Raw genomic sequence first — 25,946 nt, forward strand, 5'->3', positions numbered from 1 at the left:
TGATACATCCAATGGCCAATATATGGTCGGCCTTTAATGGCCGACGACTTCCAAAAGCCTAACCCAACTACCTAGTTTCTATCACTAGTCGCGGAATTGAAACAGTGCTTTAAGTCGATAACATCACTATTCAGTTATCAAACAACCGTTCATCCGTTTCACTAAAATTCTAGCTTTTTTCGCACCTATAGCTTTCCGCTTGTAACTTTGAAAAGAACACTGACCACAAAAACATGCGAAATTTAGCTCGGATGTTGTCATAAAGCAACGATCTGCAGCGCGAAGGATCAGACGAATACATGATTGCTAGAGTTTCGCGTCAACTATGGTCCAGAACATCAGTCAGCATAATGCACTGTTTACAGAATTACACCAACCACTTAACCAGCGTCTAATTTCAGTGACTCAAACAATACAAGACAATCAAAATCATATAACCAAAGTCCCATGATTCTATAGCATCATCACTTGATCAACAGGGATATGGCGCCTCACCCCGTAGTAATGGATCCTTCGGGAATACCTGGCACCCAGGTCGTACATAATCAAGCTGTCTTCCTGAGGATTGATCAACGTCATCAGCCGCTGTTTTAGGAGCTCACGGTCTGCAGGAGTAACCACGCATTCAAACACACTATTTTGCACACGCTGCCCAAACTTCATGCACTCATGGCCGACCTGTCGCAACCGCTTCCGCCCAGCCGCCTCACAGGTGTCGACATCATAGGCAACAACCACCATCATGATTCTTCCACCCTACTTCCAGAACATTGGAGGATAGGCATCCATATCCCCACGTATGTATCTAGCCAGCAATAATGCCTGCACATAGGGCACCAACCCCCATGGCACTTTCTCCTTAAGAAAGGGGTGCATGATTTGCTCATTTTTGCGCTTCTGCCAGGCTGAAAGCACCTGCTTCCTCCCCTTGTCGTTAAGGTAAGTTCCTCCGTTCTCTCGAATCTCGAAATCTCCGGCCTTAACCATATGGGTGTTGACCAGGGACAAAGCCAGCCGATCCGCAAAGACAGGGCGCAATTCCTCAACAAGGTCCAGAGCCAGCGAAGATCTGCCTGGCCTGTCTGTATGTAAGAAACCGACATAAGGATCAAGGCCGACACCTTGAAGTGCAGAACGACAATCTCCTGAAAGTAGCACGTAGATAAATGAGAGCAGGGCATTCATCCTATCCATCGGTGGCCTCCGGCTGCGCTGCTCGAAGTAGAAATCATCCTTATTTGTGAGGATGAGATCATCAAAGGCATAAAAGTAGCACTTCGCGGCCTCCCCCTCCACACCACGAACCGAATCCGCTGTTAGGCAACCGTCCAATTCCTGCAAGGCTGCCAACAGACGGGCACTCTGCTTTTTGACACGAGGCACATTGATCCGTAAAGCATGGTCTCTGGTAGCACGCTCCAACACCTGTCGGGCATTGAATATCTTGCCCATGACGAACGAAGCTGCAATCGAACAGACCTCATTATCATCATCGGCCATGTGATACTGACGGCGTCGCAAAAGCACATTTCTGTTAGCTTCTCCAAGCATAGACCCGTAGTACTTGCCCTGAGGAGAATAGAAGGCAAATGAGACTCCAAATTCATTGCACTTACCCAGCAAGGCCGGCGAGGCACCCTTGTAACTGAAGCAAAGAATAGACTCCAAGGCACGTAGAGGAATCCGCCCCATGACGTGGTCCCCCTCATTCACCACGACGTTCTCCTGCTCCAGGGAAAGGTAGGCATCCTCTGTAGTGACAAACAAGGTGTTCAACATCTGTCTCAATGGATCATCGCTTCCCTCTGGTGTTTTCCCTCAATAGACTCTCATTGCTCAAATTACCCCTACAATTCTTTCAAGGTCTTTCGAATGTAGTCAGCAGCGGAAGACTTATGCACAAGTTCGGGCAGGCAGATATCCTTCAATGAGCATGACCGGCATCCTGTCTTTGGCTTCACCTTTGGAGTACGGCCTCGCCGATAAAGGTCCCGCATCTGCGCCAGATCATCGACTACCTGAGCGCGAAGATCATCGTTGAGTTCGACCACTTCACGGCGCTTGGTCCGCTGGTAGAACAAGGCCCCCTGGCTGATGCTGCAGGAGAGCATTTCTTCCAGACACATGGCTTCGCCGCACAATTGCAAACGGTCAGCATTATTGACTTTGCTGGAACCATGCTTGTACTCAATAGGATAGGGTGTCCACCGTCCTCTTCTGCCTGTCAATGCAACTCCATCCTGAGCTGCATGAAATTCAACGATGTCACAATCGCCGACCACTCCCAGCCTTCGGGAGAATACACGCAGGTCGCGCAGTATCAAGGTGTCGCCACGTTTTTCTGAAGCATGGTAGTCGTGAGCACGCCGATGTTCGAAGTCTCCTGCATATGTTCTGGTGTTGTCATGCCATTGCTCCTCTATGTGGATCAATGCCCATTGGCGCTTGCAGAATTCGAAATGCTGAATGCCAGACAGGGCCAGCCATTCATCCTCAGGATATTCGGCCGGCCCTGTGGCCATGGACAAGTCCATGGAATTATCACTCATTGCAGCAGACTCAGCCATCCACCATTTCAGTCAGTTCGACCGACTGCGGAATAGCTGAAGTATCGACCGTCACATCGTAATCCGAGAAGCTGCGCGGGGTCTCAACCTCAGGCTTATGAGCCACATGAATGCTATCGAACAGCTTGTAGGAGGGAGCATCGCCAAGATCGTTGCTGTGCTTGAAGACGTAGAGTTTGCGAACGGCCATCTTGCCCCTAGCTGCAGAATGATCGAACTCGAACATGTTGAGAATGGCCTGCCAAAGCATAGCCAGGTCCTCCTCGCTAAATCCGGTGGTCTTTTGTGCAAGCTTGGCATTCACATAGCCATCAGCGCGGTATAGACCGTAAGGAACAATGGACTTGTTGCCCATCTCGTTATTCTTGTTCTCTTGGTCTTTTTCCGTAGTAATGGCCACTCTGGTTATGGTGACAGACTGCGGGAAAATCGGATCGATGGACCTCGAGAATCCAAGTTGCACAGGGCCGCGCACCTGGCCACAGGCCAACCCGCCCTTGACGAAGGTGGTCATCACCGCGCCAAAGGTCCTGATATCGAAGAAATTGGAGCACATGTAATCGAGGATTAATCTATCCAGCTCGCCGTTTTCCTTCTTGGCCTTCTTTAAAGCCTTCCCGATACTGTCCACATCGGGATCCCCATTGACGCCAACCGCTTTCAGCGCCTCAGCATCAAGACGGTTCAGCGGAACCTGCTGCTTGATATAGATACGCCAGGGCGCCTTATCCCCATTAATCAGCTGCACATAGTTACGTATCTTCCTCTTCAGGCAAACATCGGTAACAATTCCAATTCCGGTCTCACTATCGGTTCGTGGCATATTGCCTGATTCCGGATCTCCGTTGGGATTGCCATTCTCAACATCGTAAAGAATGGAGAAATCGTACCTATTTTGGATAGCCTTGGCTGTTTGCTCACTCATTTGCAACTCCTTCTTCCTTGTTGGTTTCCTTATTGTCGTCCTTGTTTTTGCCCTTGTAGCGCTCCTGAGTCTCGAAATAGTATCCGAGCTGGAAAGCCCCTTGTTCAGGCAGCGATAACCTCGTTGGGAAGTTCTCGCCGATTCTGGTCATCAGATCTGCGATACGCTTGGTATAGTAAATCTGCGTTCCAGTTGATAGTTTTCGTAGGTGCTTTTTCGCCAAATCACCCAAGTGCGGGAAAACCACGGCTGGCATGGTCGATGCGTTAGTAAAGAAGCGGTCACCAATCGTGGTATTGATACCGGGATTCGCAGCATGTTGTATGTCCTCATATAGGGCGAACAGTCGTCCTAGGACATAGGGCACATTAGTGCTTTCTTTGTTGATGGACACTTGCAATACCTCCTTAGGGCATTGGTTGTTTGGGTGACGAAGAAAATACGCTTTGATGATTGCAGCCTTGGCGCGGGGCACGTCATGCTCAACGCCTATGCGGTTCTCAACAGCAGTCAGGAGCGACGTAGGATAGGGCGCACCTGTAAGAATGGCCTTAAAAAGGTCGGAAACTGTATGGGGGGAAGCTGGGATCCTCTTTTTCCCACCATTGGCGGGCGGTACAGTTTGCGCAAGCAGCATCCACACAGGTAGGTCACGACGCTTGTCAAATTTCGGGCGTTCGATATCCAGATCTTCATAATGCCGACGTACATGCTCCATGTAACTGCCATAGGTGTCCTTCAAGAAGAAGGACACCGAAAGTCTGGCGGCGTTGGGGGCAAGTCCAAGGATGTAGAAATGCTCATCCGGATTAAGCCTGACACCATTGAAATCAACTGGGTTTCCTTTAGACAAGGCCGTGACAGTGGCTATCAGATCCTGTTGATCAACCCCTACGGCGCCTTCAATACACATGTTCATCTCGGCTGAGTACTCAGCCTGTCCTGATTCTGCCCAGGAGACAATCGTCAAGGAACCATCATTGATAGTTCTTGTGTACTGATCGTCCTTCAACACAGTATTTAAGGCTGTGGTGTAAGCGAAAGCTTCACGCTTGCTCATAGGAGCATTTTGGTCCTGCTTTTTGTTGTAGGAAAGATACGCTGGAGCATTGAAAGACACCAGTGCGGATCCGCTGGATTGTGCGTTGCGGACGCCTCTGATATTTGGATGAGTAAGAGCGGGAACGACGGCTTGGCCTGAAACAACACTTTGCATGGTTTCAGAACCAGCGGCCGGATCATCACCGTCCTCGTCACCCGAAGAGAACCATGAATCCCAGTATCTTTGCATGGTTGGGTTTTCAGATAAAGGTAAGCCGCTGCGGCAGAGGACGAAATTACCGGTCAAGGCCTTCTTCCAGTCCCCTTCGCCTAATTTCTCCTCGACAACTGCCGCTTGAGGCGTCCGGGAAAAGAAAGCGAGCACTGCACGGGCTTCAGCATCTTCGGCATTTGCAAGCACTTGCCGATGCAATTTAGCAGCAGCTGCAAAGCGCTTGGCCGCCTTGTCTGTTGCACCGTTGGCATCTGCACCTAGCAGGTAAGAGGAGTTGTCGCAGAGGAAATTGGCCTGAATTTTCACCGTTCGTAATGCATGTGCCGGAACAGGCATCATACGTCTGAACTGCTTGTTCTTTGTCAATGTCCCAAACGGAATGACATGGGTTATGGCCCCGTCATCCGCTATGTCCAGTCCCCACGGAACATTTTCAACGCTGTATCCATACCGCGGTGCCTGACCAGCCTCCACCAGCCGGTCGTAAAGTCTGACTAGTTCGCCAATCATGAGCTCACCCTCGGATCAGTTGCATCCAGCACGCCGTTAATCAATTCAGCTCTGAAAAACATAGGTTGCGGGTCCGCAGGGTCTCGATAGTCCATGTCGTATAACATGTACCCCAGATCCCGATGACCATTTTCGAATCCCTTGGGCTGACCCTTATCGACATCCCAAAGCCGAAAATCGACAGGGAACTCCCGTGTTCCGAAATAAGGGTGGTGATAGTACTGCCCGTTCTGAGCTCGTCTATTGAACATGCTGATGAACTTAGCCGGCGTATCCCCTGCAGCAGCTTTGCTATTCATTTCAAAGTGTGCCTCAATCACATAGTGAACATCCCGCAGAATGGTGGAGGCACGCTGCTGAATGTCTGAGGAAGCATAGATCGCGCTGTCTTTGGACGGATCATTGATCATCGACCGGATAGTATCGGCCGATATCACGCTGCTGACCTCATTGCGACGAACACTGGTGAATCTGATGGGATTCATAACCACGATCCTGTCAATCCGCCAGACCATGCCCGGATGCCAGAACACCGCCTCCAAAATTCCCCGTGCCGCCGACGGCGTCATCACGTCGTACGAGACCCTCTCTACTTTCATTTCCGGTCTGGTGAAGAGGGCGTACGGACCCCAGACCTCAAGTTGTACTGTCATTGGTCTCCTTTCCTGTTGCCGGTATTACTAATTACGATTCAGCCATCAATACAGCAGACCGTTTTGAGGCAACTGATCTTCATCGACCTGCAGACCTGTAGCACTGTCGTACATGCCCATGTCCAGCAGAACAAATGCATCGTCATCCGACCTGGCACCGTGCTCAGCCAAAGCGGATATCTTCCCAGCCTCTTTGAGTCTGTCCAGCTGTCTAGGCCAGACATTGACCGCGTACCGGCCCAATCTGCGGAACAGCCCTCGCGTATAGCAACGAGGATCAGTCAGCTGGGCACACAGGGCGCTCGCTTCTTCATTGACCGGTATATAGACGGGAACAGTTGGCGTATCAATCAGCTTGAAAAGCTCAGCAATCTGAGCGAACGGCATACGGCATCCTGATATTCCACGCTCATGAGCCTTAAGAATCTGACGCTGATCGAGACTCTCGTCCCCTCGCATTCCAAAGAGCCTGGTGAAATATTCATGAATCGCTTTTGAAGATGCCAGGTCAGCATTGCCTTCCCGTACCAACTCGAAAGCCAGCATATTCTGTTTCAAAAACGAAACCTGGCCCTCATCAGTCGAAAAAACATGAACCAACGAGGCATCCGCTTCACGTCGACCTTCTCTATTGCAACGGCCTGCTGTCTGAAGAATCGAATCAAGACCGGTCTGTTCCCTATATGCCTCAGGAAAATCGACATCCACTCCTGCCTCTATCAGAGACGTGGATACGACCCTGCAAGATTCTCCCTGGGCGAGGCGATCCCGTATCTGCTTCAGCAACCGTTCCCTGTCATAGGCACATTGCAGTGTAGTCAGGCAGAAAGTGCCGTCTTCAAAGCCATGCTTTCGCACCATTCCGGAGATGTACTGCGCCTCCTTACGTGTGTTGACCACGCACAGAACCTGATTATGGCCTTCTACTGCTTCAGCCATCTCATCCATGTTCTTATGACCGTCATCGACGATTCGGTTGCGCCTGAATTCCGAGCGCTCCTTTTCACTCAATGGTGCAATTTCAGGGATGGTCAGATTTGGGCATTGAAGAGCCTGAGCAAACAATTCCTGCAAGGCCGGCTGTGTTGCTGTGCACAGCACCGCGGTGACGTGATAGTTGGCAACCAGTTCAGCTATGGCCTGTACACATGGTTTCAGCTGAGGCAAGGGCAAGGTCTGGGCCTCATCGAAGATCACAACAGAGTTAGCTATGTTATGAATCTTCCTGAGTTTAGAGGCCTTGTTGGCGAACAGGCTTTCGAAAAACTGCACAGCAGTGGTTACGATAACCGGCATATTCCAGTTTTCGGCCGCAAAACTGCGATGCAAATCGTTTGCTGTAAGCTCGTCTTCCTCTTTTAATTGAAAAGCAGCATCTGCATAGTGTGGTAGAACCGCATCTGGCCCAAGGAGGGTTTCGAATTCCTTTACCGTCTGGTCGATGATTGACGTGTAGGGCACGACGTAAATAACCCTATCCATATGATGCGTTTTGGCGTGTTCTAGCGCGAACGTAAGCGAGGAATCAGTCTTGCCGCCGCCTGTGGGAGCGGTCAGCGTGTATAGACCTGGTTTCCATTCAGGATCGGCTCCGTGAGTAAGGCAGTCACGCAATATGGCATTGCGTTTTTCATTCAATGACGTACTTGCCTTTGCCGACAGGAAGGACTCAGCCCTGCGCTCCATGATTTCAGCAAGCGCCTTGATTCTGATCGACTGATGGTCACGCAGCTGCCCAGCCAGCGCTTTGCTTATTTCGCGTAATTCCTGTGGAGGCGGCATAATAGAACTGGACAGACGATCAGGACCGAGATCCTGAAGCAGCTGCTCGAGAAATGGCGATTCATCGCGCTCTACTTTGCCATTGACAAAGAACTCAGCATCCAGCCGATCCGCATCCACTAGCGCTGATTCGTGCATACGGATACGCATCATGTCCGAGAAATGTGAGCCCAAAGAAGCAAGCGGCTTGACTTCGGGAAGAGTGATCTCATCCTTCCAATGCGATGCATCAGGGTTGGGACGCTTCATTCTGCCGACCAAGGTGCTTGAATTCTCGGTATCAATACGATTGCCAAAATCCGGCAACCCAGCATGATGCCCTGCAATGGCAAATGTGGCTTCTTGAAGATGGAGCTTATAGGCTACTTTCATCCCGTATGAAGAGTGATTGACACTACTGCTCATCATAGGCCTCCCTGATCATCCTCTGGAATTCCTCCGAATACTTGCCTATGTCGTGAAGAAGGCCTGTATCCAGACCCATATCAGCCTGATCTTGGTCATACAGATAACCAGCCAGCCTGCCGGCGAAGGCTGCATCAAGACATCCAGTCATCACCAGATGCTGCACGCAGACCTCGAAACCATGATCTTTCGAAGTGCGGGCCAGATACTCGTCTATCTCATCGCCTTCGGTCGTCATGCGATCATCTCTTCCTGACTTCGGTCACTGTTGAGCGGTTGCGTTGTATTGACCTGAATCCAAGGCGTCAATCGCCATACACAGACCGGCTTCCCGCATATAAACACAGAATCATCAACCATCGCCCCATCTCCTTCGTATAGGCGATTAACTCATGTACTAAAGTAAAAATATATCTATACTTCCAGAAAGTCAACTTCGGTTAAGTTGTAATTAAGAAAATTACGAAGTTTTATTAATCAAAAGCGAGAAAAAGGCCCTCGCTCAAAAAAACAAGAGGCTCATCGAACATAGCCGATGAGCCCTCTATACAGAAATAACAACATAACCGTTTCAACCCACGCCTCACGGCGACTATCCCTCCATACATATCAATGCCTGCAAACACCATAAATGATGGAAAATGGAACACAAACCGACTGCAAACATGAGCATGCGACTAGGTCCGCCCCGTTTGAACCGATCTGTATCACATTACGGATACGCTCTACTCTACTCTCCACAGCACAAGCACTTGATATGTTCATTGACCTTATCCGCTATCTACAAAGTACGGCGATGGATCTACATAGGAGACTCTCTACTTTGGATTTAGGAGCGCTGCAAAAGACGGAGGCTTGGAACATCCGCAATTCAGAGCTATCTGCTCGACAGGCTTAGAAGAATTGTTGAGTATGCTTCGAGTTGCATTGGTTAGCGCGTCCATAGCATAGGCATGAGGCGTATAACCGGTTGCCTTTTTGAATACCCTAATGAAGCTAAGCTCACCGAGACCAGTCATAGCGGCTAGCTGATGATTGGCAATATATGTCATCACCATTTGAATGTCATGGCCGCTCCTGTCAATGTCACCCTGCCCCACCGGCGCATCAACGAACCAGGTCAGAATGTCCGTCACATATTTCGCAAGCATTGTTTCGGATAAATAGGTGCCGAACCGAAATATGTTGTAAATGGTCTTTAGCGGATGCAATGCCTTTTCAACCTGCTCCAGGGCGAAGATCGGCCCCCGCTTGGCAATTATCTGCTGATAATAAAATCGGGCCGTCTGACCATCGAAGTGCATCCAAAGCTTCCCTGTCGGCCCCACAGACCGATAGCGATGGTATTGGTAACAATCCAAAAGCACAAACTGACCACCATGGGCAACGCCCCACATAGCATTGGTACGCGGTGTGAGCTCGCCTGATTTCAAATACGTGATTTGAAAACTGGGATAGGTGTCGCGCTAGGTGCAATGACCGTTGAGCCTATAGTAAGACCTTCTTGGCATTGAGACTGCGAGCAAGAGTCAGAAATGCTTGGTATTTACTTATTCATGAAGCCGAGGCCCTGCAGAAGAGTGCTAAGGAATCCGGGGATTACCCTATTCAGGATGGCAAAGCCGATGATAACGACCGCTATGAAGACGACGACCCCTATTAGCTCGTCACGCTGCTGCTGACGGCGTTCAGCCTCACGCGCCGCAGCCATCCTCTTGCGGTAAACCACCGGACACGTCGTCCCTGGACGATGACGATGTACAGGACACTCTGGATCATACTGACACACACCATTAGCATAAGCCTTCTCACCGGGTCCATTCATTGGTACTAGCACGTAAGTTCCATTAGCTTCATCCTTGTCTGGCCACACCACACAACCTCAAGATTGGGCGTGATCCCATCAAAACATATTTAGCAGGGTTATACGCTAGCCAAACCAATCGCCCAAAACCGTTTACCTCCTTCAAAGACAAGGCTGAAGATGTAAAGTTGGCTGCACTTATCGCGGTATTCCCTATGCCTGCCCTCATCGATGAGCTCAGAGACACCAGCAGCGACCCCATATATGCGAGCACTGAAGTCAAAGACAAAGGGCGAAAGACATACCTGCTGCACTCTCACGCGACGACAGAACGATTCGAAATCACTCTGGTTGTTGGTTTTGAATTATCGTGGCGAACCTGTCAGCCATCCGTTCTGAAATCTTTGAACCCAGAGTAAGCGAAGAGGTTTGGACCAATGACAACGATGTTCCTCTTGATGGAATCACGCCCGCGGATGCAGGGAACGCATGAAGTCCAGTCCGGCGAGCCTGCTACAAATGTGATTATTCACACGTATGCGGGGAATGCGCGTAGTATGCACAAAAAAGTTTGCATCAGTAAGGATTATCTTCGAGGATGCAGGCGTTCTGTCGCAGACCATACAAGGCCTGCACCATGAGGGAAGGGAATCAGTCATGGCATGGAAGGGGAATGCGCAGGGCGCATCGGCGAAGGCCGACCATTGGCATTTCATCGTCGGCCTCGTGGCCGTCCTGGTGGTTGCCGCGGGCCTGTTGCTAGGGGTGTGGGCTTGGTCTTCGCACGTCAAGGCGGAATCCCTGGCCGACTGCCGGTCGCAAGCGGCTTCAGCGGCTCGGAATGTGAAGGCCTACAAGACGGACCGGGCTGCGGCGCAGCGGCGGGCCCGGGCCATACCCCAGGGCGACGTGTCCGACGTCAAGGTCGTGGCCGCCGTGGACAAGGCCGCCAAGCCCTCCGTCCCCGCAGTGCCTTCGTGCAGCGTGGACGACTCGTGGAGTTCGTTGAGAGCCTTGGCACAGCAGGCCGACCAAGTTGCCGCCAAGGCTGATGCCGCCGACCGCGGCGTCAAAGCGGCCTCGGAGAAGGTGGCCCATGACGAGGCCAGGACGGTCAAGGCGCACCTGGACAAGGCAATCGCTGACGGGGACTCGCTGCTCTCGGGCAGCGACGGACAGGTGGCGGACAACGCTGTGCGCGACGCCCTGAAGACGGTGCTCGACCAGGCCAAGGCCGTGCAGGCCGACGCCAAGGCAGACGCCAACGTGCGGCGCAAGGCCATCCAGGACCTCGCCAACCAGATGCAGGCAGTCAGTGACTCGAAGACCGCCAAGGCCAAAGCCGACCAGGAGGCCGCCGATCAGCAGGCCCAGCAGGCGGCTGTTGTGGCTCCGGCGCCTTCCTCGGGCCACACACGAAGCGGCTCTGCCAGCACTTCGGCCCGTTCCAACGGCTCCAGATATGCACGAGGCGGATTCCGCAGCGGCCAGACCGCTCGTCGGGGAGGCGGATCAGGAGGCGGCTATACCGCTCCCGCGCCTTCGTCGGGAGGTAGCGGCTCCAGCTACGCTCCCGCCCCTGATCACTACACCCAGGAGCAGATCGACGGGGCCCATCATTATCTGTGCATAATGCAACCTGACATTACCAGCGGATGCTGAGCTTCCCGTGCATGCAAAAGGGCCGTCCCTCCGGCTTCGGAGGACGGCCCTTCGCGTCTTCGATCATCACGCCCCTGCCATGCCGCACCTGAATTCCTTGCGGACCCACAACCTAACGCTACGCTGGGATCATCTCCACGTGAGCAGGGAACACGCATCAAGAAGAGGCTGTATGTAGTCTACACGCGAACCGCAGTCAACCCTTGGAGCGAGGCATGTAATACATGTGCTGACTACATCTGAAGCCTTGAAGATCGAATTCGACTTCGACACAGTCAAAGTATCGCCTCACATGCCGAAGACTTCATATTTAGCCACCTAAGGCTATAGCCAGGGATTAACGCCACATGCGTCACATGTCCTTGTCTAGTTTCAGACACGCCTGCACAAAAGTACAACCGCCGAAGCCATCGGTCCATCATGGCTGAGAGCGATGTGCCAGCACAACTGCACTCGATCGACCTGACCACCGGTTAGAGGCAAGGAATCGTAAAGCTTGGCTTCCACGGAGGACTCTAGATTGACGCTCGGCCGACCTCGGCTGTCGTCCAAGATTTCCACCCCGCTCCAGGGGAAATCATCCAAATCATAGGGCGACGGCTCAGACCCCAGGGCCTGCGACCAGGCCTTGAGCACCGACTCCTTACCGGCCCAGCGCACCGCCAAGTGCGCCGTTATGTCGTCACGCTTGAGCAGGGACCGCTGCCCGGCCTGCCGCCGCTCTCGTGGCGAGAACAAGCTCGTCATGCGCGTGCCCGGCATGGCCAGTTGCCGGCCGAACTCCTTCAGGTCGACCAGGTCATGTCCCAACCCCAGCACTTGTCCAAACCCGGCATCTTCCATAGGCCCGAGTATGCCCCTCATCGGCCCCTGCAGCAAATCATCCGGTCAGAAGCTTGAAGACTACAGAACCTATGGTCCTAATGAACAATCACTGCAATCGTGCACAAATAGCCCGAGGAAGGAATAAACCATAAGGAACAAGAGGTTAGCAAGAAGGGAAGGTATGGATAGGAATAGATAGAGTGAGAGTCTGCCGCATCTCATAGCGCGCAGTCGGCAACCTACTCGGAAGTCAGCGGGATGGGCCAACCGCACACAAATCATTGAGGAACATTCAGAGCAGCAACTCAGAGACTCTTCGCAGGACCTGAGGCCACAGGAATCCAATCCATGCGACGATGAGTACACATTGTCCTTAGCTTGTCACGTACCTGCGAACGGAGGTACAGAAACCAGTGGCAAAAGAATCATGAGCGGCTGGACATTGATCAGGAGTTCAAATCACTCGGTCATGCTCTTATGCCTATGCGTGAATCCCGGACAGTGCGGTTCACGCCTGTTTGTTTGTTCGGGAAGCACTGCGACCTTTTCCAGCTCGGAGTGGAGTTGCTTGAGTCCCTCGCTCTCGATGCGCAGCCCAGAGAACGTCATCATAGACAATGCAGGACTACGCTTGTCGTACCGAAAATAAAAGCAAGAGAGTGGTGTTGAGAGGAGGGTAATAATGTCAGCTTTATGGTGGCGCAGAGTGGCGTCATACCTGCTTCGCATAGTATTGCCTGCGTCGTTGCTATCGCAGTTGGTGGGGACCATTGCATTTGGAAGATCTTCGCCAGGCGGATCTGCTCAATCCTGGATCGATTGCGCTTCTGTGGCTGTTGCCTGCGTGATTTCCGCATGGTCCGCGCACAATGGGCAATCCTGGGCGCACCGTCTCCTCAAGCTTCAGGTATGCGATCAGGATTCCAACCTGCCCATATCCGGTCTGAGAATGGGCGTGCGGGAGATAGCGCATCTTGCTGATTTCCCATCGCTTTTCATTGGTTTTCTTCGGCCTTTATGGGATGGCAGAGGGCAGACCTTCGCCGATAAGATCATGGGAACAACAGTGACCAGAAAACAATAGGCATGCCTGCAATGCCGCGACGACACCCTGTACCTATCGTGCAGGCATGCGAAAAAGATACGGCTTCCAACAGCAAGCACGCTGCAGGCATTAGTGCGCATGGCGCAGCAAACTATAGCTGGTTTTCATCCGTATCCTGCTGGCCGCTATGTATCTGCTTGACAATGGCGACCGCCGACCGTATAGCCACGTATATCACCAGCAGTGCTATAGCGATAATCCAGTTAGTCATGGGAATCGAACCCTTAGGGCCACTCATGAAATGCAGTGAGACAAACCCCAGAATTATCAACGCCAGGCATAGCAGAACAACAAAGACTGCCCGGCCAGTGGTCACTCCTTTGGGGAATAGACGAGTCACACACTCGACCAGGCAGATAATTGACAGCGCAAAACCGACGGATGCCACAATACTCACTATCATCACCTTGCCAATCCCTTGAACAATGCCCGACAACCATCAACACCGAGGGCTGCCAGCAGTGTCTTTCCTAAAGTGTTCTCGAAATTCTTTCAATCCTTAAGGAAGCGGCAACTTTCTTGCCAAGCTTATTACCTCGTAATGCACCAAGCATACTTGACTGGATATAACAACTCAATTAGCTTTCCATTCTTGGCGGTCCGTTTTATTGACTGTCCAACCTGGTCATAGGGCCCAAAAATGGTTCCAGTGGAAATACCAGTAGCCTCTCCCGTCCTGGACGATTACGATACCTATGCAGCATTTGGAAGCTCTTGTCGTTGTAGTCAGCTGAGCATCTCCGATGCGTATCCTATCGTGTACCCATTTAACCAGTAAAGCGCCGAATGCTGGGGAAGATTTCGCTCAGTCAGGCCCGATCCTGACCGCTCCAAGTTGTTGGAAAACCCGCCGAGAATGGCGGAATATCAACGATAATCATGGAGCGGGCGACGGGAATCGAACCCGCGTAATCAGTTTGGAAGACTGAGGCTCTACCATTGAGCTACGCCCGCAAAGCCGTTGGCTCGGTAAAGAGCATAGCACACGGGCCAGCCGGAACATGCAGCAAATTGGTCATCCGAGGTTTTATTCAGCGCGAAACCTATGTAGACATCTCTGGACCGAATCCCTGTGCGACATGGAGACCTGCGCCGATTACCCCTCCCCAACAAATAGCCGTGAAGATTCATACAGAAATTCTGGCCCTTGCCGACCGAACTAATATCAGGCAGTTCATCCACATTGAATAAAACCCTCTCTCGCCAGTATCGCTTCATTGGGTATGCATGGATCAATCCCGTGGATTCGAGGAACATCTTGCGTGTACCCGCGACTGCCTGAGCACTGCGGAATCATTCATGCTAACGCGGTAGCCACTCATTACTGAATACTATGTATGGAAAAGAAAAAATATTCCGCAAGATCTTTCATTTTTACAGAGCGAGGCGAATAGGACTGATATCGAGCCGCCATTCGATCTTGAAGAAAGAAAATAATAGGGAATTGACATTGACAGCGGCAAGTTCGCCGCGCACATCAGCCTCGTCTTTCGACGATGGAAATTCCACTATGCCCGAGCATCGATTGCAATGGCTGAAATCATGCGGACGATAACAGTATGAGCATTAATTCTTCTGATACCATCTAAAGCAACGTCAACAGATATTTATTAAACAGTTCTCAAAAACGAGAACAGCGGGAAACAAGTAGTTGGCCACAGTTGAGAAGGGAACTATAGCCAAACATAATTGCCGAGTAGTTAGCCTAAGTTCTTCTGCTTTGATTAACGAAGAGATGAGATTTGTTTGCAGATGAGGTCAGATGTCAGCTTGTTGCTGCGGAGCTAGCATCATAACCTATGCGACAACTTGTTCTGCTTCAGTATCGACAGATTGACCCTACCTGATTTTGGCAGCTTTTCATCTTGCAGCTCCTTCTCAAGAAAGGAAATGAAATGATATTAGCCATTAAACATTTTCTGTCACTATGTTCAGATGACCTCAAGAACAATTGGTGCGAGCCAGATTACATGAAGCACCTCGTTGGGGCTACGATATTCGGATTGTGCGGTGTAGCTTTTGGTGTCGCGATGTTCGTTTTATTTCCTTAGACATGCACGATACCTCGCTGCAATATAGTTATATCTACGAGCGCAGCAAACACCGATGAGTGCGGTGTCTTTGCGGAAACGCCGAGTCAGTACGAGCTACCATTATTCACTGGCTGTCGCTTCCCATCAGGGACACCTATCCGTGGGGCAACAATAATCAGTGAGGTTTAGACGACAACATCGTGCACACACGGGGCATGCCTGTCTTTGTTCTGAAAGATAAAGCGGTACTCCTTACAAATCCCTCCAGTCAGCATAGGAACCTTCCAGTCCCTAGGCCCTGCCTCAGGCATAAGGACTCATGTCTAGGAAACCAACTCGAATAGGCAACTGGAAACAGGCGATCCCCTCAATGCAGTAAATCGCCCGATCCGACACCACCAACAACCAGTACCTGCGTCAGCTTTTAAGGGTCCCACCCACAGCATAAGGGGAAAAATATCGGCGTGGCTATGGTGGTCGGGCTTCTTGGCATGAGTATTATGGCAACAAACCTCAGCCGCAGGAATCCCATAGCAGCGGCCACTAACACTAACACTTCGCACGAGTAAGCGGCCGGACGACTCCCCCAAGACAAGTTCGGCCATTCTGGTGGCCCAGCAATAATCCCAAGTAAAACCTGGGCCACCCATCTACTTTTTTATACCTTTTCATGAATGGGGTCCAACCATGTTCAGGTTGTAAGGGCCACCTGTCCCTCAAGCAGCTTTGAAGCAACCCAATGCACGCCCTTCTTAATCGTACTGAAACCAGATACAGATCGTATGCCTGTGTGGGACAAGACAAGTGAAGGCCATAACCAAGCCTGACGTACCCAGAATCATTTCAATCCACGCTCCCGTGAAGAGAGCAATCACCCGAGTACGAGCAGTTGATGAGATCTATCCATAACAAAAGAGGAGGTGAGCCGTCTGGCCCACCTCCTTGATCAGCGCAGTGATTGAACGCTCACCGATTTCCTATTTCCCACTGCAGAGAATAAGAAACCAACCAACTCAGGCTGCTTTCAGCTCCGGTCGTAGTAGCCGTCGGCACCCAGTCGGGCCTGGGGATCCAGCAGCATGGCCTTCTCGATCTCATGGCCCACATACCCGTGGCCGTCCTCATGGAAGCGGCGGTTGTCGATGGGCTCATAGAGCGGGGCCCGACCCATGCGGCCCTCCTCCAAACGGCGCTGGCCAGCGGCCAGACGGTCGTTGGCCCGGCGACGCCACTCGTCCAGGGCCTCCTGGCCGGAGGTCTTGAGCACGGCTGCTTCGAAGGCTCCGGGGTTGACAATGACCCCGATGCCGGAGACATGGCCGAAGCCCAGGGAGGTGACCAGCCCGGCCTTGACCTTACCCACCTTCAGGGGCTGTTCCAGCCAGACCAGATGGTCGTCGCGTCTCAGGACCGGATCCACGCAGTCCAGGGAGGCATTGACCGGGATGATCCCGGACCGGAAGAGCTGGGTGAGCCCGTTGATCTGGAAGATGCAGGCACCGCCCTTGGCATGGCCGGTCAGGCTCTTCTGGGAGATGACGTAGAGCGGGTTGCCGTCCGTCCGCCCGATGGCGTGGGCCAGGGTGTTATGCAGCTCGGACTCGTTTGGGTCGTTGGCGTTGGTGGAGGTGTCATGCTTGGAGACCACGGCGATGTCGTCGGGGTCCACGCCCAGCTTGGCCAGCGAGCGCACCAGGTCCGAGTCCTTGCCGCCCATGCCGGCAGCCAGAGCCCCCAGTCCGGGTGCAGGGATGGAGGTGTGGGCACCGTCCGCGAAGGAGTGGATGTACCCTACCACACCAGCCACAGGCAGACCCATGCGCAGGGCGATGTCGCCACGGGTCAGCAGGATGGTTCCGCCGCCCTGGGACTCCAGGAAGCCGCCGCGCCGACGGTCGTTGGCCCGGGAGAAGAACCGAGGCTGGATGCCCTTGGAGTACATCTCGGCGGAATCGGCGGTGGCGTTCATGTTGCCGAAGCCGATGACAGACTCCACGCCGATGTCGTCGATGGCGCCCGTGACCACGAAGTCAGCCTTGCCCAGGGCGATCTTGTCGGCGCCCTCCTCAAGGGAGACCGCGGCCGTGGCGCAGGCCGAGACCGGCTGGACCATGTTGCCGTAGCCGCCGATGTAGGACTGCATGACGTGCGCGGCCACCACGTTGGGCAGAGCCTCCTGAAGGATGTCCGTGGGGATCTCCTTACCCAGGAAGCGGTCCAGGTAGAGCTTGCGCATGGAGGCCATGCCACCGAAGCCGGTCCCCTGGGTGGAGGCAACCTTGGAGGGATGCACGGCCTGCAGGATCTCCACAGGGGTGAATCCGGCCGACAGGTAGGCGTCCACGGTGGTCACGATGTTCCAGAGGGCGATCGGATCCACGTCCCCGACCATGGAGGCGGGAATGCCCCACTTGACCGGGTCGAAGCCCTTGGGGAACTGGCCGCCCACGGTCCTGGACATGGTGGCCCGGCGCGGCACGCGGATGCGGGAGCCAGGCAGGCGGGTGACGGTCCACTCGCCGGACTGCTCATCGCGGGCGACGCTGGTGTGGTCCGGATCCTGGGCCACGTACTCCTGAGCCATGTCCCTGGTGGGCACCGAGAAGGCCACGTCGTGATCCAGGAAGACGTCCACCTCCTCCTCGTTGGTGCCCTGGCGGTAGTCGGAGCCCATGCCGTCGTCGAAGGGACGGATGCCGGAGCGGGCCACCACCTGGTCGTGGTAGCGCTCGGCGATGTCCTGCTCGGGGACCAGCTCGCCGTCGGTGTCGTACCAGCCCGGCTTGGGGCTGTCCTGCCACTCGACCAGACCCATGTTCCAGGCCAGTTCGAGGACGGCGGCGGCGCTCAGGTCGACCTGGCCATCCGAGTGGATGCCCATCTCGGCCTCGAAGCGGGTGCGGCCGGAACCCCAGGGACCCATCTCGCCGATGGAGACGATGACGATCTGATCCTCGGGCCGAGCGGTCACGCCCTGCCAATCCTGCAGATCCACCGGGGCCTGGGCGGGCACCCGGGGTGTGGGCAGGGCCTTGATGACCCGGTCCGGATCCTTGCCGGCATCTGCGGGCGCATCACCGGACTTTCCGGCTGGGGCCGGTGTCGACGGATCGTCATCCTGGGCAGCCTCGGCCTTCAGGGCCTTGAGGTCCAGAGGGCTGGAACCCAGCCCACCGGTCAGGTCGGCCTTAAGCGGGGCCTGGAGAGCCTGCTGACGAGCCTGAACAGTGCAGAGATCCAGCAGGGAATCAGCCATCTGCTCGGTGGAGTAGGTGTGGACGCCGTGGCGCTCCACCACCTTGACCAGCGGATCGTTGCCGCCCATGAGCCCGGTGCCACGCACCCAGCCGATCAGCGGATGGGCGAAGGTGACCCGGCCGGACCAGTCCTGCTCGGGGCGGGACCGGTTGACGATGGCGTCCAGGGCGGCCTTGACCTCCCCGTAGGCTCCGTCGCCGCCGAACATGCCGCGGTTGGGCGAACCGGGCAGGACCACATGCAGACGGTGGTCGACGTCCGTGTCCGCCCCGATGCCGGCGAACCCGACGATCTGGCGTTCCAGGCTCCAGAGCATGAGCCGGGCTTGGGACTCGAAGAGCCGGCCCGAGTCGGCCATGGTCCCGTGCATGGCGGGGGCTGCGAAGGGCAACAGCAGGGTGGGCTCGTAGGCGGGCTTGAGCACGGTGGTCGTGGCCCCCGTGGTCTTGCGCTGCTCATTGCCGACCCAGTCGACCAGGGCATCCACATCCCGGTAGCTGGACAGATTGGCGGACACGATCCAGAGACGGGCACCGCCCACGGCATGGCGACGGTAGAGGTCGCGGGCCCAGATGACGGTCTGCGGCTTCAGGGAATGGCAGACGGCGATGACCGTCGCCCCACCCTCCAGGAGGCCCGCAGTCAGCGATCCCGCGATGGACTTGGGGGCCACGCCGGTGACCACGGCTACGTCCTTGGCGAATCGTGCTGCGGTCTGGTCCGAGTCGGCAGGGGTCATGGCCTGGTCGGCGATGCCGCTGAAGACCCGTGCCAGATCCTGCTCGCCGCGTTTGCCTGCCTGGTCGGCGTACCAGACGGCCTGATCGTGCACCTCGCGTCCGGCTCCTACGAAGCTCAGGCGGCTGCGGTCGTCATCATGCTCGTGGTAGATGTGAGCCAGATCCTCGCGGGCGCTGGCCCAGCGATCGTCGAAGAGGACGGCGCGCGAGGCCTCGAAGCGTGGCGCCACCTGCTCGGGCCAGTCGCTGCCCAGCTCGGCATCAACGGCGGCCACAACGGCGGCATCCTCATTCTCGCCAGGCTGGACAACCGGAGGCTTAAGCCCCAACTTGTCCAGGAGGAAGCGTGCGGTAGAGGCCAGCACACCCTCAGAGCCGGTCACCTGGGCTGCGAAGGCATCCAGGGCGGCGGAGTCAACCACGGCACCGCCAGCAGCACCGCCTGCAGAAGGCATGGAGACCGTGACGCCGTGACGCTGGGCCACCTGCTGAACAGCCTGGTCGATCAGCGCATTGGCCGCAGGCACGGTGGAGACGGCTTCGGTGGGCAGGAGCGCCAGGTCGCCGCCACGCGAGGAAGCACCCTCACGGGTGTCCAGGACCAGGCTGGCCACGGTGGCCGAGACCCAGCCTGCACCCAGCTGCCAGACGTCGGAGACCCGTTGCTCGACCTGCTGCAGCTTGAGGCCGGAGGGGCCGAAGAGGTCACGGATGCGCTCACGCACGATGTCGGAGAGCACCGGACCGAAGGGCCGATAGTTGGGGGCCACCTTGTTCACCAGGGCACTCAGGTCGGTCATGCTGGCCTCGGCGGCACCGTCCACGCTGGCCACACCCAGCTCGGAGCTGATGTCCATCAGCAGCTGGTTGCGCCTGGAGGAGACACCGTTGGTCAGGGTGTCGGTGGTGTCGGTCTGCCCAATCTGTTCGGGGCGGATCTTGGTGGAGTAAGCCAGCAGGACGGCGATGGCATCCGAGGCCTTGAAGGGCAGGTCGGCCACATCGGCACCCGATGGACCGCCGGTCACCGCGGCCGGAACGGGAACCGAATCCTCGGCTGCTGCAGGGGCAGAGGCAGGGGCTGGAGTTGGCTCCGATGCCGGTGCAGGTGCAGCAGCAGGAGAAGGTTCAGGGCTGGAATCCTGGACCGGAGCTGCGGGCTCCTCCTCCACTGGGGCCATGGGATCGGTGTCGGTCAGATAGACCCGGCTCTCGTCCCTGCCCAGGTTGTAGACGCTCACGTGACGCTCGCGGAAGTCGGGCAGCTTCAGGGTCTTGGTGCCCAGGTTGGCCAGGGTGGGCGAATGGCCCAGCCCTACCTCGATCAGCTGCTCCACGCCCAGTCCGCCCTGCTCGGGGGCATCGAACATGATCGCCTGGGTCTCGATCCAGCGCACCGGGGAGGCGAACTGCCAAGAGAGCAGCTCGGTCAGCAGCAGACGGCCCAGCCTCTGGTCGTCGGCCGCATACCGGTCCCAGACCTTGGGATCGTCCAGAGCCTTCTTGATGCGTTCGGAAGGAACCACCTCCAGGATGGAGGCCGCGAACTCCTTGGTCATCTGGAAGGGCCGTGCAACCAGGTTGGGTATGTAGCGACCCTCCAGGCGGGAGTAGTCGATATGCTCGGGCAACAGGGCATCCAGGGTGTCACGGAACTCGGGCACACCCTTGCGCAGCAGGGTGGAGTGGAAGGGCACGTCGATGCCGGGCACGTACATGAAGGCCGGCTTGCCGCCCGCCTCCTTGGCCCGACGGTTGGCGTCGGCACGCAGATACTCCAGGCCTGCGATGGTTCCGGCTATGGCGTACTGCTGGCCGGCCAGGTTGTAGTTGACGATCTCCAGGAATTCGCCGCACTCCTTGGATACGGACTCCACATACTGCTTGACACCGGAGTCCCCCACGCCGAACTGGTTGGGACGCAGGGCGCCCATCCGGTAGTTGCTGCGCCCCTGCTCGTCGCGTTCGATCAGGGAGTGCATGGTGGATCCGCGGTGGAAGACCAGCTCCAGGACCGTCTCCAGGGACATGACCCCGGCGAAGGAGCTCAGAGCATTGTACTCGCCCAGGGAGTGGCCGGCGAAGTAGGCGGGCCAGATGTCCATGCCGGACTCACGCAGGCGGGCGGTCTGGGCGAAGGCCACGGTGGCCAGGGCCACCTGGGTGAACTGGGTCAGGTTGAGCAGACCCTCCGGATGATGGTAGGTGACTCCCTTGGCCGTCAGGGTGTGCGGGTTATCACGCACCACGGCTAGGATGGAGAACCCAAGCTTGCTGCGGGTCAGGGCATCGGCCCGTTCCCAGGTCTCGCGGGCGGCGGGCGACTTGGCCCGCTCGTCCAGAACCATGCCCTGCTGCTGGATTCCCTGGCCGGGATAGACATAGGCGGTCCGTGGGGCGCGCGCAATCGCCGTGCCGCGGGAGACCAGCTGGCCGTCGATCCTGCAGGTGACCTCCAGGACCAAGCCGTCATGGCGCACCTTGCCCACACGCTCCAGGCTGATCTCCACCTTGTCGCCCAGCTGGACCATGCCGTACATGTTGTAGGTCCATCCGGCGATCTCATAGTGGACGCCCTGCTCGTCGGTGGCCTGGGCCGCGTACTGGGCGGTGGCCGACAGCCACATGCCGTGCACCAGCGGCGCAGACAGGCCGGAGACCGCAGCGCCTCGCTTGGAGGTGTGGATTGGGTTGAAGTCCCCGGAAGTGCGCGCAAAGGCGGTCATATCCGTGGGGGCGGTGACGGTGACGCGGCGCAGCAGCCTGCGGGGTGTGTCCACCGTGTCGGCGTGGATGCCGCCGTACTCGGGAGCCTCCTGGGGCAGCTGGTCGCTGTATGCGCGGCCACGGATGGCGAAGCGCTCGACCTCGCGGGCCAGCACGGTTCCGTCCTGGGCGGCGTGGACCACATGGATGGTCACCACCCGACCGGAGGCGGACTCCTGGTAAGGCTCGGCCCAGCTGGTCAGTCCGATCCGCTGGCCGGTATGCTCCAGCAGGCGCTTCTCGGGGACCTCCAGCTCAATCAGATGGTCCAGGTGGACCGCGTTGAGCAGTCCCTCGATGATGGGGAAGCCATCCACATAGACGGACCCCAGGGCTGCATAGATGGCCGGCCAGGCCGGACCCACCAGAGCGTCGGGGGCGAAGCCGGAGGGGATCAGCGCATCGGGCAGGGCGCCTCCGGTGGCCGCCTCATGGTCGAAGCCCAGGTTGGCCGCCAGGGTGTAGCCGCTGTGGGCCAGACCGAAGGGGTGGTCCTGGTCGTCATCGTCCTTCTCGATGACAGGCATGGCCTCCAGCTTGTCGCCGGTGATGGTGGTGTTGCCGATGCCGGCCGTGTCGGCCAGCATGGCGTAGACATCCTTGGGCAGGCGGCTACGGTCGACCACCGGGAAGAGACCGACCTGGTCGCTCTTGAGGGTCAGCGGCACGACGATGTCGCGCACCGCATGCCGGTCCAGGCCGCCGTCGGGATCGTCGTCCCAGTAGGTGTCCAGGTGGATGTCCAGGTCATAGTGCTCGCCCTGGTCGTCCTGGCCGGTGGCGGTGATGGTGTAGTTGGGGTCGTCCATGGCCGTGCCGTAGGCCGGATTGGCCATCAGGTGGCCCACCCAGGAGATGTTGGGGCTGCGGCGGATGAACTCCTGCGCGTCAGCGGCGCCTGCCAGCTGGCTGTAGGCCTTGGCGGGACTGCTGTCCAGGTCGCGCACCCCGTCTATGGCCGCCTGCTCGAACCGTCCCAGAATGGAGGCCACCGGCTCGTCCACCGTGGTGATGCCCGCCACGGAGATGGGCCCGGGGATGGCCCTGACCGAGTCGGCGCCGTAACGGGGGTCCTCGGACTGCCAGAGCTGATCCTGGCCCCACCAGCGCAGCAGATCGTTGTCGATGACCGGCACAAAGGGCATAGGCTTGGGGTACTCGCGCACCAGGACGGGGAACCAGGCCACGTCGGTGGGCACTACCTTGAGCTCGGCTGCCTGGGGGTAGGCCTCATGCAGTCGGCGAAGCGCCTGCTTCGGCTCGGCCACATCCTGCCTGGAGGCGAAGATGGAGTCGAACTCGCCGCTCTGACGCTCGCAGACACGGGCCTCGATCCGCCGCAGCAGGTGCAGGAAGCGGTCGATGTAGGTTTCGTCGGCCCAGGGGTAGGCCAGGTCGGCGAAGCGCTGGGCCCAGTCCTGGTAGGTCATGGTCTCCAGATCGCCGAAGTAGGGCTTGGCGGTCTTGTTCAGAGCCTCAATGATTTCCCCGCGGCGGGTCTCCAGCTCCTCGGGGTGCTTCATGACCCGGACCAGCAGACGGCCGCACTCGGCGGAGGAGTTCTCCATCTCGTAGATGTCCGCGTGCAGATGGCTCAGGCCGGAACCCACGCCTCCCACGGACTTGCCGCTGGGCACCCACTTTTCGCCCATGGGGGCGAAGGGGTCCGGATCGGGGGTGGAGGTGTCGATGCCGGGGGTGGCCACCAGAGCCCGCTTGATCTCGGGGTTGGTGTGGGCCTCCTTGGCGGTCATGGCAGCCGTGCCGATCATGACACCGTCCACAGGCATGTCCGGCAGGTTGTAGGCACGGGACCACTGGCCGCTGATGTAGTCGGCCGCCCGCTCAGGGGTGCCGATACCGCCGCCGGCCACCAGAACGATGTTGGGGCAGGCGCGGACCTCGGCATAGGTGGTCGAAAGCAGGTCGTCCAGGGACTCCCAGGAGTGGTGGCCGCCTGCGGCCCCGCCCTCGACCTCCATGAGGATGTGGGTGGGGGCGACCTTACGGGCGATGGCCACGACCTGGCGGATCTGGTCCACCGTGCCGGGCTTGAAGGCCACGTAGGGGAAACCCTCTTCGTTGAGCTGATGGATCAGGGTCACGGCCTCGTCCAGCTCGGGAATACCGGCAGAGATGACCACCCCGTCGATGGGGGTGCCGGAGGCGCGCTTCTTGGGCACGATGTGCTGGCTGCCGAACTGGAGATTCCACAGGTAGCGGTCCATGAACATGGCGTTGAACTCGACCGTGCGGCCCTCCTGCAGCTGGTCCTCCAGCTGGGACACATGGCGGTCGAAGACCTCGGCGGTCACCTGGCCGCCGCCGGCCAGTTCGGCCCAGTAGCCGGCGTTTGCGGCCGCAGCCACAATCTCGGGCTCCACGGTGGTCGGGGTCATACCGGCCAACATGACCGGGGGCTTGCCGGTCAACCGGCTGAAAGCCGTCTCCACCCGGGGACCGGCAGGAGTCTCAAGCAGACGGGGAGCCAGCTTGGACCAATCCTGGGTGCGGGCCGGATCCTCCTCCATGGTGGACAACTGTGCGCGCCGGGCCTGGTTGGAGGCCTCGACCACGCCCACGCCGGTGCCCTGGACCAGGTTGTCCACCAGCTTGCCCAGGGTCTCGCCCGGGCCCAGATCCACCAGCCAGAGGGAGGCGGCATTTTGCTGGTCCATGACCTCGGCAATCCGGCCGGCCCAGTCGGCATGGTTGAGCAGAACCTCTTCAGACAGAACCCGGGCACGCTCGGTGTCCAGACCGCAGCGGGCGGCCCAGTCCACGCTCAGATCCACGGCCTCCCTCATGAGCGGCGAGTGGAAGGGCAGGGTCACATCCAGGTACTCCAGAACAGGTGAGAAGGCGGTTCCGCCACGGACCTTGTCCTCGCGCAGTTGGCGCTGGTGCTCGCTCTCCTTGCCTGCCTCGATGGCGAAGGCGGCCAGATCCTCCGGATAGCCGGACAGAACCAGGTTGCGATCCGAGTTGGTCACGGCCACGCTGATGGGACCACGAGCGCCAGGAACCCGGTCAACCAGGACCTCCACCTGATGGCGGGTGGCACCGCGCACCGACAGCATAGGGGTGGCCTCACCCTGGCGGTGGATGCCCAGACGACGAGCCTGGCGGGTGCCGGCCGCACCGATCAGCATAGCGGTGGCCAGAATCTGATCGATGGCACCTTGGGCAGCCTTGAGAGACCCTGCAGCCTGAATCTCCTGGACCATGTGGACACCGATGATGCCCTGGGAGTGCCCCAGCAGGGCCACCGGACGAGCCTGGGCTGCGTCGTAGCCCAGCTGGTCCATGTCCATGAGGGCGCCCAGCTGCACCAGGGCTATGCCTGGCACGCTGACAGCCGCGTCGGCCGCCGGCCCCAGCCTGACCGGGTCTGGCCTGTAGCCGAACAGGTCCAGCTGACGGCCGTTGGTGGCCAGCAGATCGGGCTTGACCGCCCTGAGCAGGTCGGTGGCCGCCGCCATGCGCTCCCTCAGGGCCTTGTCGATGTCGGGATCGCCCTGCAGATCGGCCAGAGCCACGGTCCAGGGGTTGGACTGACCGGCGAACATGAGTGCGTGCGGCTGCTCAGCGAGACGGTTGATGAAGAATGTACTGGTCATGATGTCCTATTCATA

The 25,946-nt window shown here is 57.2% G+C and carries 13 protein-coding genes and 1 tRNA gene; 2 read left to right on the forward strand and 12 right to left on the reverse strand.

Annotated elements, in window-relative coordinates; genetic code table 11:
- Window positions 1-453 precede the first annotated feature (453 nt).
- The 9 genes from cas2 to P272_RS0103305 form a co-directional block, all read right to left on the reverse strand.
- Window positions 454-744 (reverse strand): CRISPR-associated endonuclease Cas2, encoded by a 291-nt coding sequence (cas2, locus tag P272_RS0103265; protein ID WP_029678121.1) that lies wholly within the window; start codon window positions 742-744, stop codon window positions 454-456.
- Window positions 745-756: 12 nt separating this feature from the next.
- Entirely contained in the window at window positions 757-1,788 is a 1,032-nt protein-coding gene (cas1c, locus tag P272_RS0103270; protein ID WP_029678122.1) for a type I-C CRISPR-associated endonuclease Cas1c, read from the reverse strand.
- 59 nt (window positions 1,789-1,847) lie between these two features.
- Complete coding sequence (gene cas4, locus P272_RS0103275; RefSeq protein WP_253269660.1) at window positions 1,848-2,549, reverse strand: CRISPR-associated protein Cas4; 702 nt, start codon at window positions 2,547-2,549, stop codon at window positions 1,848-1,850.
- Window positions 2,550-2,559: 10 nt separating this feature from the next.
- Window positions 2,560-3,492 carry a type I-C CRISPR-associated protein Cas7/Csd2 gene (gene cas7c, locus P272_RS0103280; RefSeq protein WP_029678124.1) on the reverse strand — a complete coding sequence of 311 codons (933 nt, stop codon included), beginning with the start codon at window positions 3,490-3,492 and terminating at the stop codon, window positions 2,560-2,562.
- Entirely contained in the window at window positions 3,485-5,278 is a 1,794-nt protein-coding gene (cas8c, locus tag P272_RS0103285) for a type I-C CRISPR-associated protein Cas8c/Csd1 (protein WP_029678125.1), read from the reverse strand. The genes cas7c and cas8c overlap by 8 nt, the downstream gene beginning before the upstream one ends.
- The gene (cas5c, locus tag P272_RS0103290) at window positions 5,275-5,931 is read right to left on the reverse strand and encodes a type I-C CRISPR-associated protein Cas5c (protein ID WP_029678127.1); all 657 of its coding nucleotides are present in this window, start codon (window positions 5,929-5,931) and stop codon (window positions 5,275-5,277) included. The genes cas8c and cas5c overlap by 4 nt, the downstream gene beginning before the upstream one ends.
- A gap of 45 nt (window positions 5,932-5,976) precedes the next feature.
- The gene (gene cas3 / locus P272_RS08595; RefSeq protein WP_052323158.1) at window positions 5,977-8,121 is read right to left on the reverse strand and encodes a CRISPR-associated helicase Cas3'; all 2,145 of its coding nucleotides are present in this window, start codon (window positions 8,119-8,121) and stop codon (window positions 5,977-5,979) included.
- On the reverse strand, window positions 8,108-8,356 hold the full coding sequence (locus tag P272_RS0103300) for a hypothetical protein (RefSeq protein ID WP_029678130.1): 249 nt from the start codon (window positions 8,354-8,356) through the stop codon (window positions 8,108-8,110). Before P272_RS0103300 ends, cas3 begins: the two co-directional genes overlap by 14 nt.
- Before the next feature lie 580 nt (window positions 8,357-8,936).
- Window positions 8,937-9,422 (reverse strand): helix-turn-helix domain-containing protein, encoded by a 486-nt coding sequence (locus P272_RS0103305; RefSeq protein ID WP_029678132.1) that lies wholly within the window; start codon window positions 9,420-9,422, stop codon window positions 8,937-8,939.
- A gap of 1,157 nt (window positions 9,423-10,579) precedes the next feature.
- Here P272_RS0103305 and P272_RS08600 point away from each other — a divergent pair.
- Window positions 10,580-11,584: a hypothetical protein gene (locus P272_RS08600; protein ID WP_044097729.1), complete on the forward strand. Its 1,005-nt coding sequence runs from the start codon at window positions 10,580-10,582 to the stop codon at window positions 11,582-11,584.
- A 372-nt stretch (window positions 11,585-11,956) separates the two neighbouring features.
- Here the strand turns inward: P272_RS08600 and P272_RS0103320 are convergent, their stop codons facing one another.
- Window positions 11,957-12,448 (reverse strand): holo-ACP synthase, encoded by a 492-nt coding sequence (locus tag P272_RS0103320; RefSeq protein ID WP_044097730.1) that lies wholly within the window; start codon window positions 12,446-12,448, stop codon window positions 11,957-11,959.
- Window positions 12,449-13,091: 643 nt separating this feature from the next.
- On the opposite strand from P272_RS0103320, the gene P272_RS09080 reads away from it, so the two are divergent.
- A complete protein-coding gene (locus P272_RS09080; RefSeq protein ID WP_081709027.1) occupies window positions 13,092-13,493 on the forward strand; it encodes an RDD family protein in 402 nt (133 codons plus the stop codon).
- A 901-nt stretch (window positions 13,494-14,394) separates the two neighbouring features.
- Here P272_RS09080 and P272_RS0103335 read toward each other — a convergent pair.
- Together P272_RS0103335 and P272_RS0103345 are read right to left on the reverse strand one after the other, a co-directional pair.
- A tRNA-Gly gene (locus P272_RS0103335) sits at window positions 14,395-14,468 on the reverse strand.
- Window positions 14,469-16,571: 2,103 nt separating this feature from the next.
- On the reverse strand, window positions 16,572-25,931 hold the full coding sequence (locus tag P272_RS0103345; RefSeq protein ID WP_029678140.1) for a type I polyketide synthase: 9,360 nt from the start codon (window positions 25,929-25,931) through the stop codon (window positions 16,572-16,574).
- Window positions 25,932-25,946: the final 15 nt, after the last annotated feature.

Source organism: Bifidobacterium sp. 7101 (genome assembly GCF_000499285.1).
In the GTDB taxonomy this organism is placed as follows: domain Bacteria; phylum Actinomycetota; class Actinomycetes; order Actinomycetales; family Bifidobacteriaceae; genus Bombiscardovia; species Bombiscardovia apis_A.

Bases quoted from the DNA above. Each gene is read 5' to 3' on its own strand.
- cas2 (WP_029678121.1), bottom strand. From the start codon at position 744: ATGATGGTGGTTGTTGCCTATGATGTCGACACCTGTGAGGCGGCTGGG.
- cas4 (WP_253269660.1), bottom strand. From the start codon at position 2,549: ATGAGTGATAATTCCATGGACTTGTCCATGGCCACAGGGCCGGCCGAA.
- cas5c (WP_029678127.1), bottom strand. From the start codon at position 5,931: ATGACAGTACAACTTGAGGTCTGGGGTCCGTACGCCCTCTTCACCAGA.
- cas7c (WP_029678124.1), bottom strand. From the start codon at position 3,492: ATGAGTGAGCAAACAGCCAAGGCTATCCAAAATAGGTACGATTTCTCC.
- cas3 (WP_052323158.1), bottom strand. From the start codon at position 8,121: ATGATGAGCAGTAGTGTCAATCACTCTTCATACGGGATGAAAGTAGCC.
- P272_RS0103300 (WP_029678130.1), bottom strand. From the start codon at position 8,356: ATGACGACCGAAGGCGATGAGATAGACGAGTATCTGGCCCGCACTTCG.
- P272_RS0103320 (WP_044097730.1), bottom strand. From the start codon at position 12,448: ATGAGGGGCATACTCGGGCCTATGGAAGATGCCGGGTTTGGACAAGTG.
- P272_RS0103345 (WP_029678140.1), bottom strand. From the start codon at position 25,931: ATGACCAGTACATTCTTCATCAACCGTCTCGCTGAGCAGCCGCACGCA.
- cas8c (WP_029678125.1), bottom strand. From the start codon at position 5,278: ATGATTGGCGAACTAGTCAGACTTTACGACCGGCTGGTGGAGGCTGGT.
- P272_RS0103305 (WP_029678132.1), bottom strand. From the start codon at position 9,422: ATGCACTTCGATGGTCAGACGGCCCGATTTTATTATCAGCAGATAATT.
- P272_RS08600 (WP_044097729.1), top strand. From the start codon at position 10,580: ATGGCATGGAAGGGGAATGCGCAGGGCGCATCGGCGAAGGCCGACCAT.
- P272_RS09080 (WP_081709027.1), top strand. From the start codon at position 13,092: ATGTCAGCTTTATGGTGGCGCAGAGTGGCGTCATACCTGCTTCGCATA.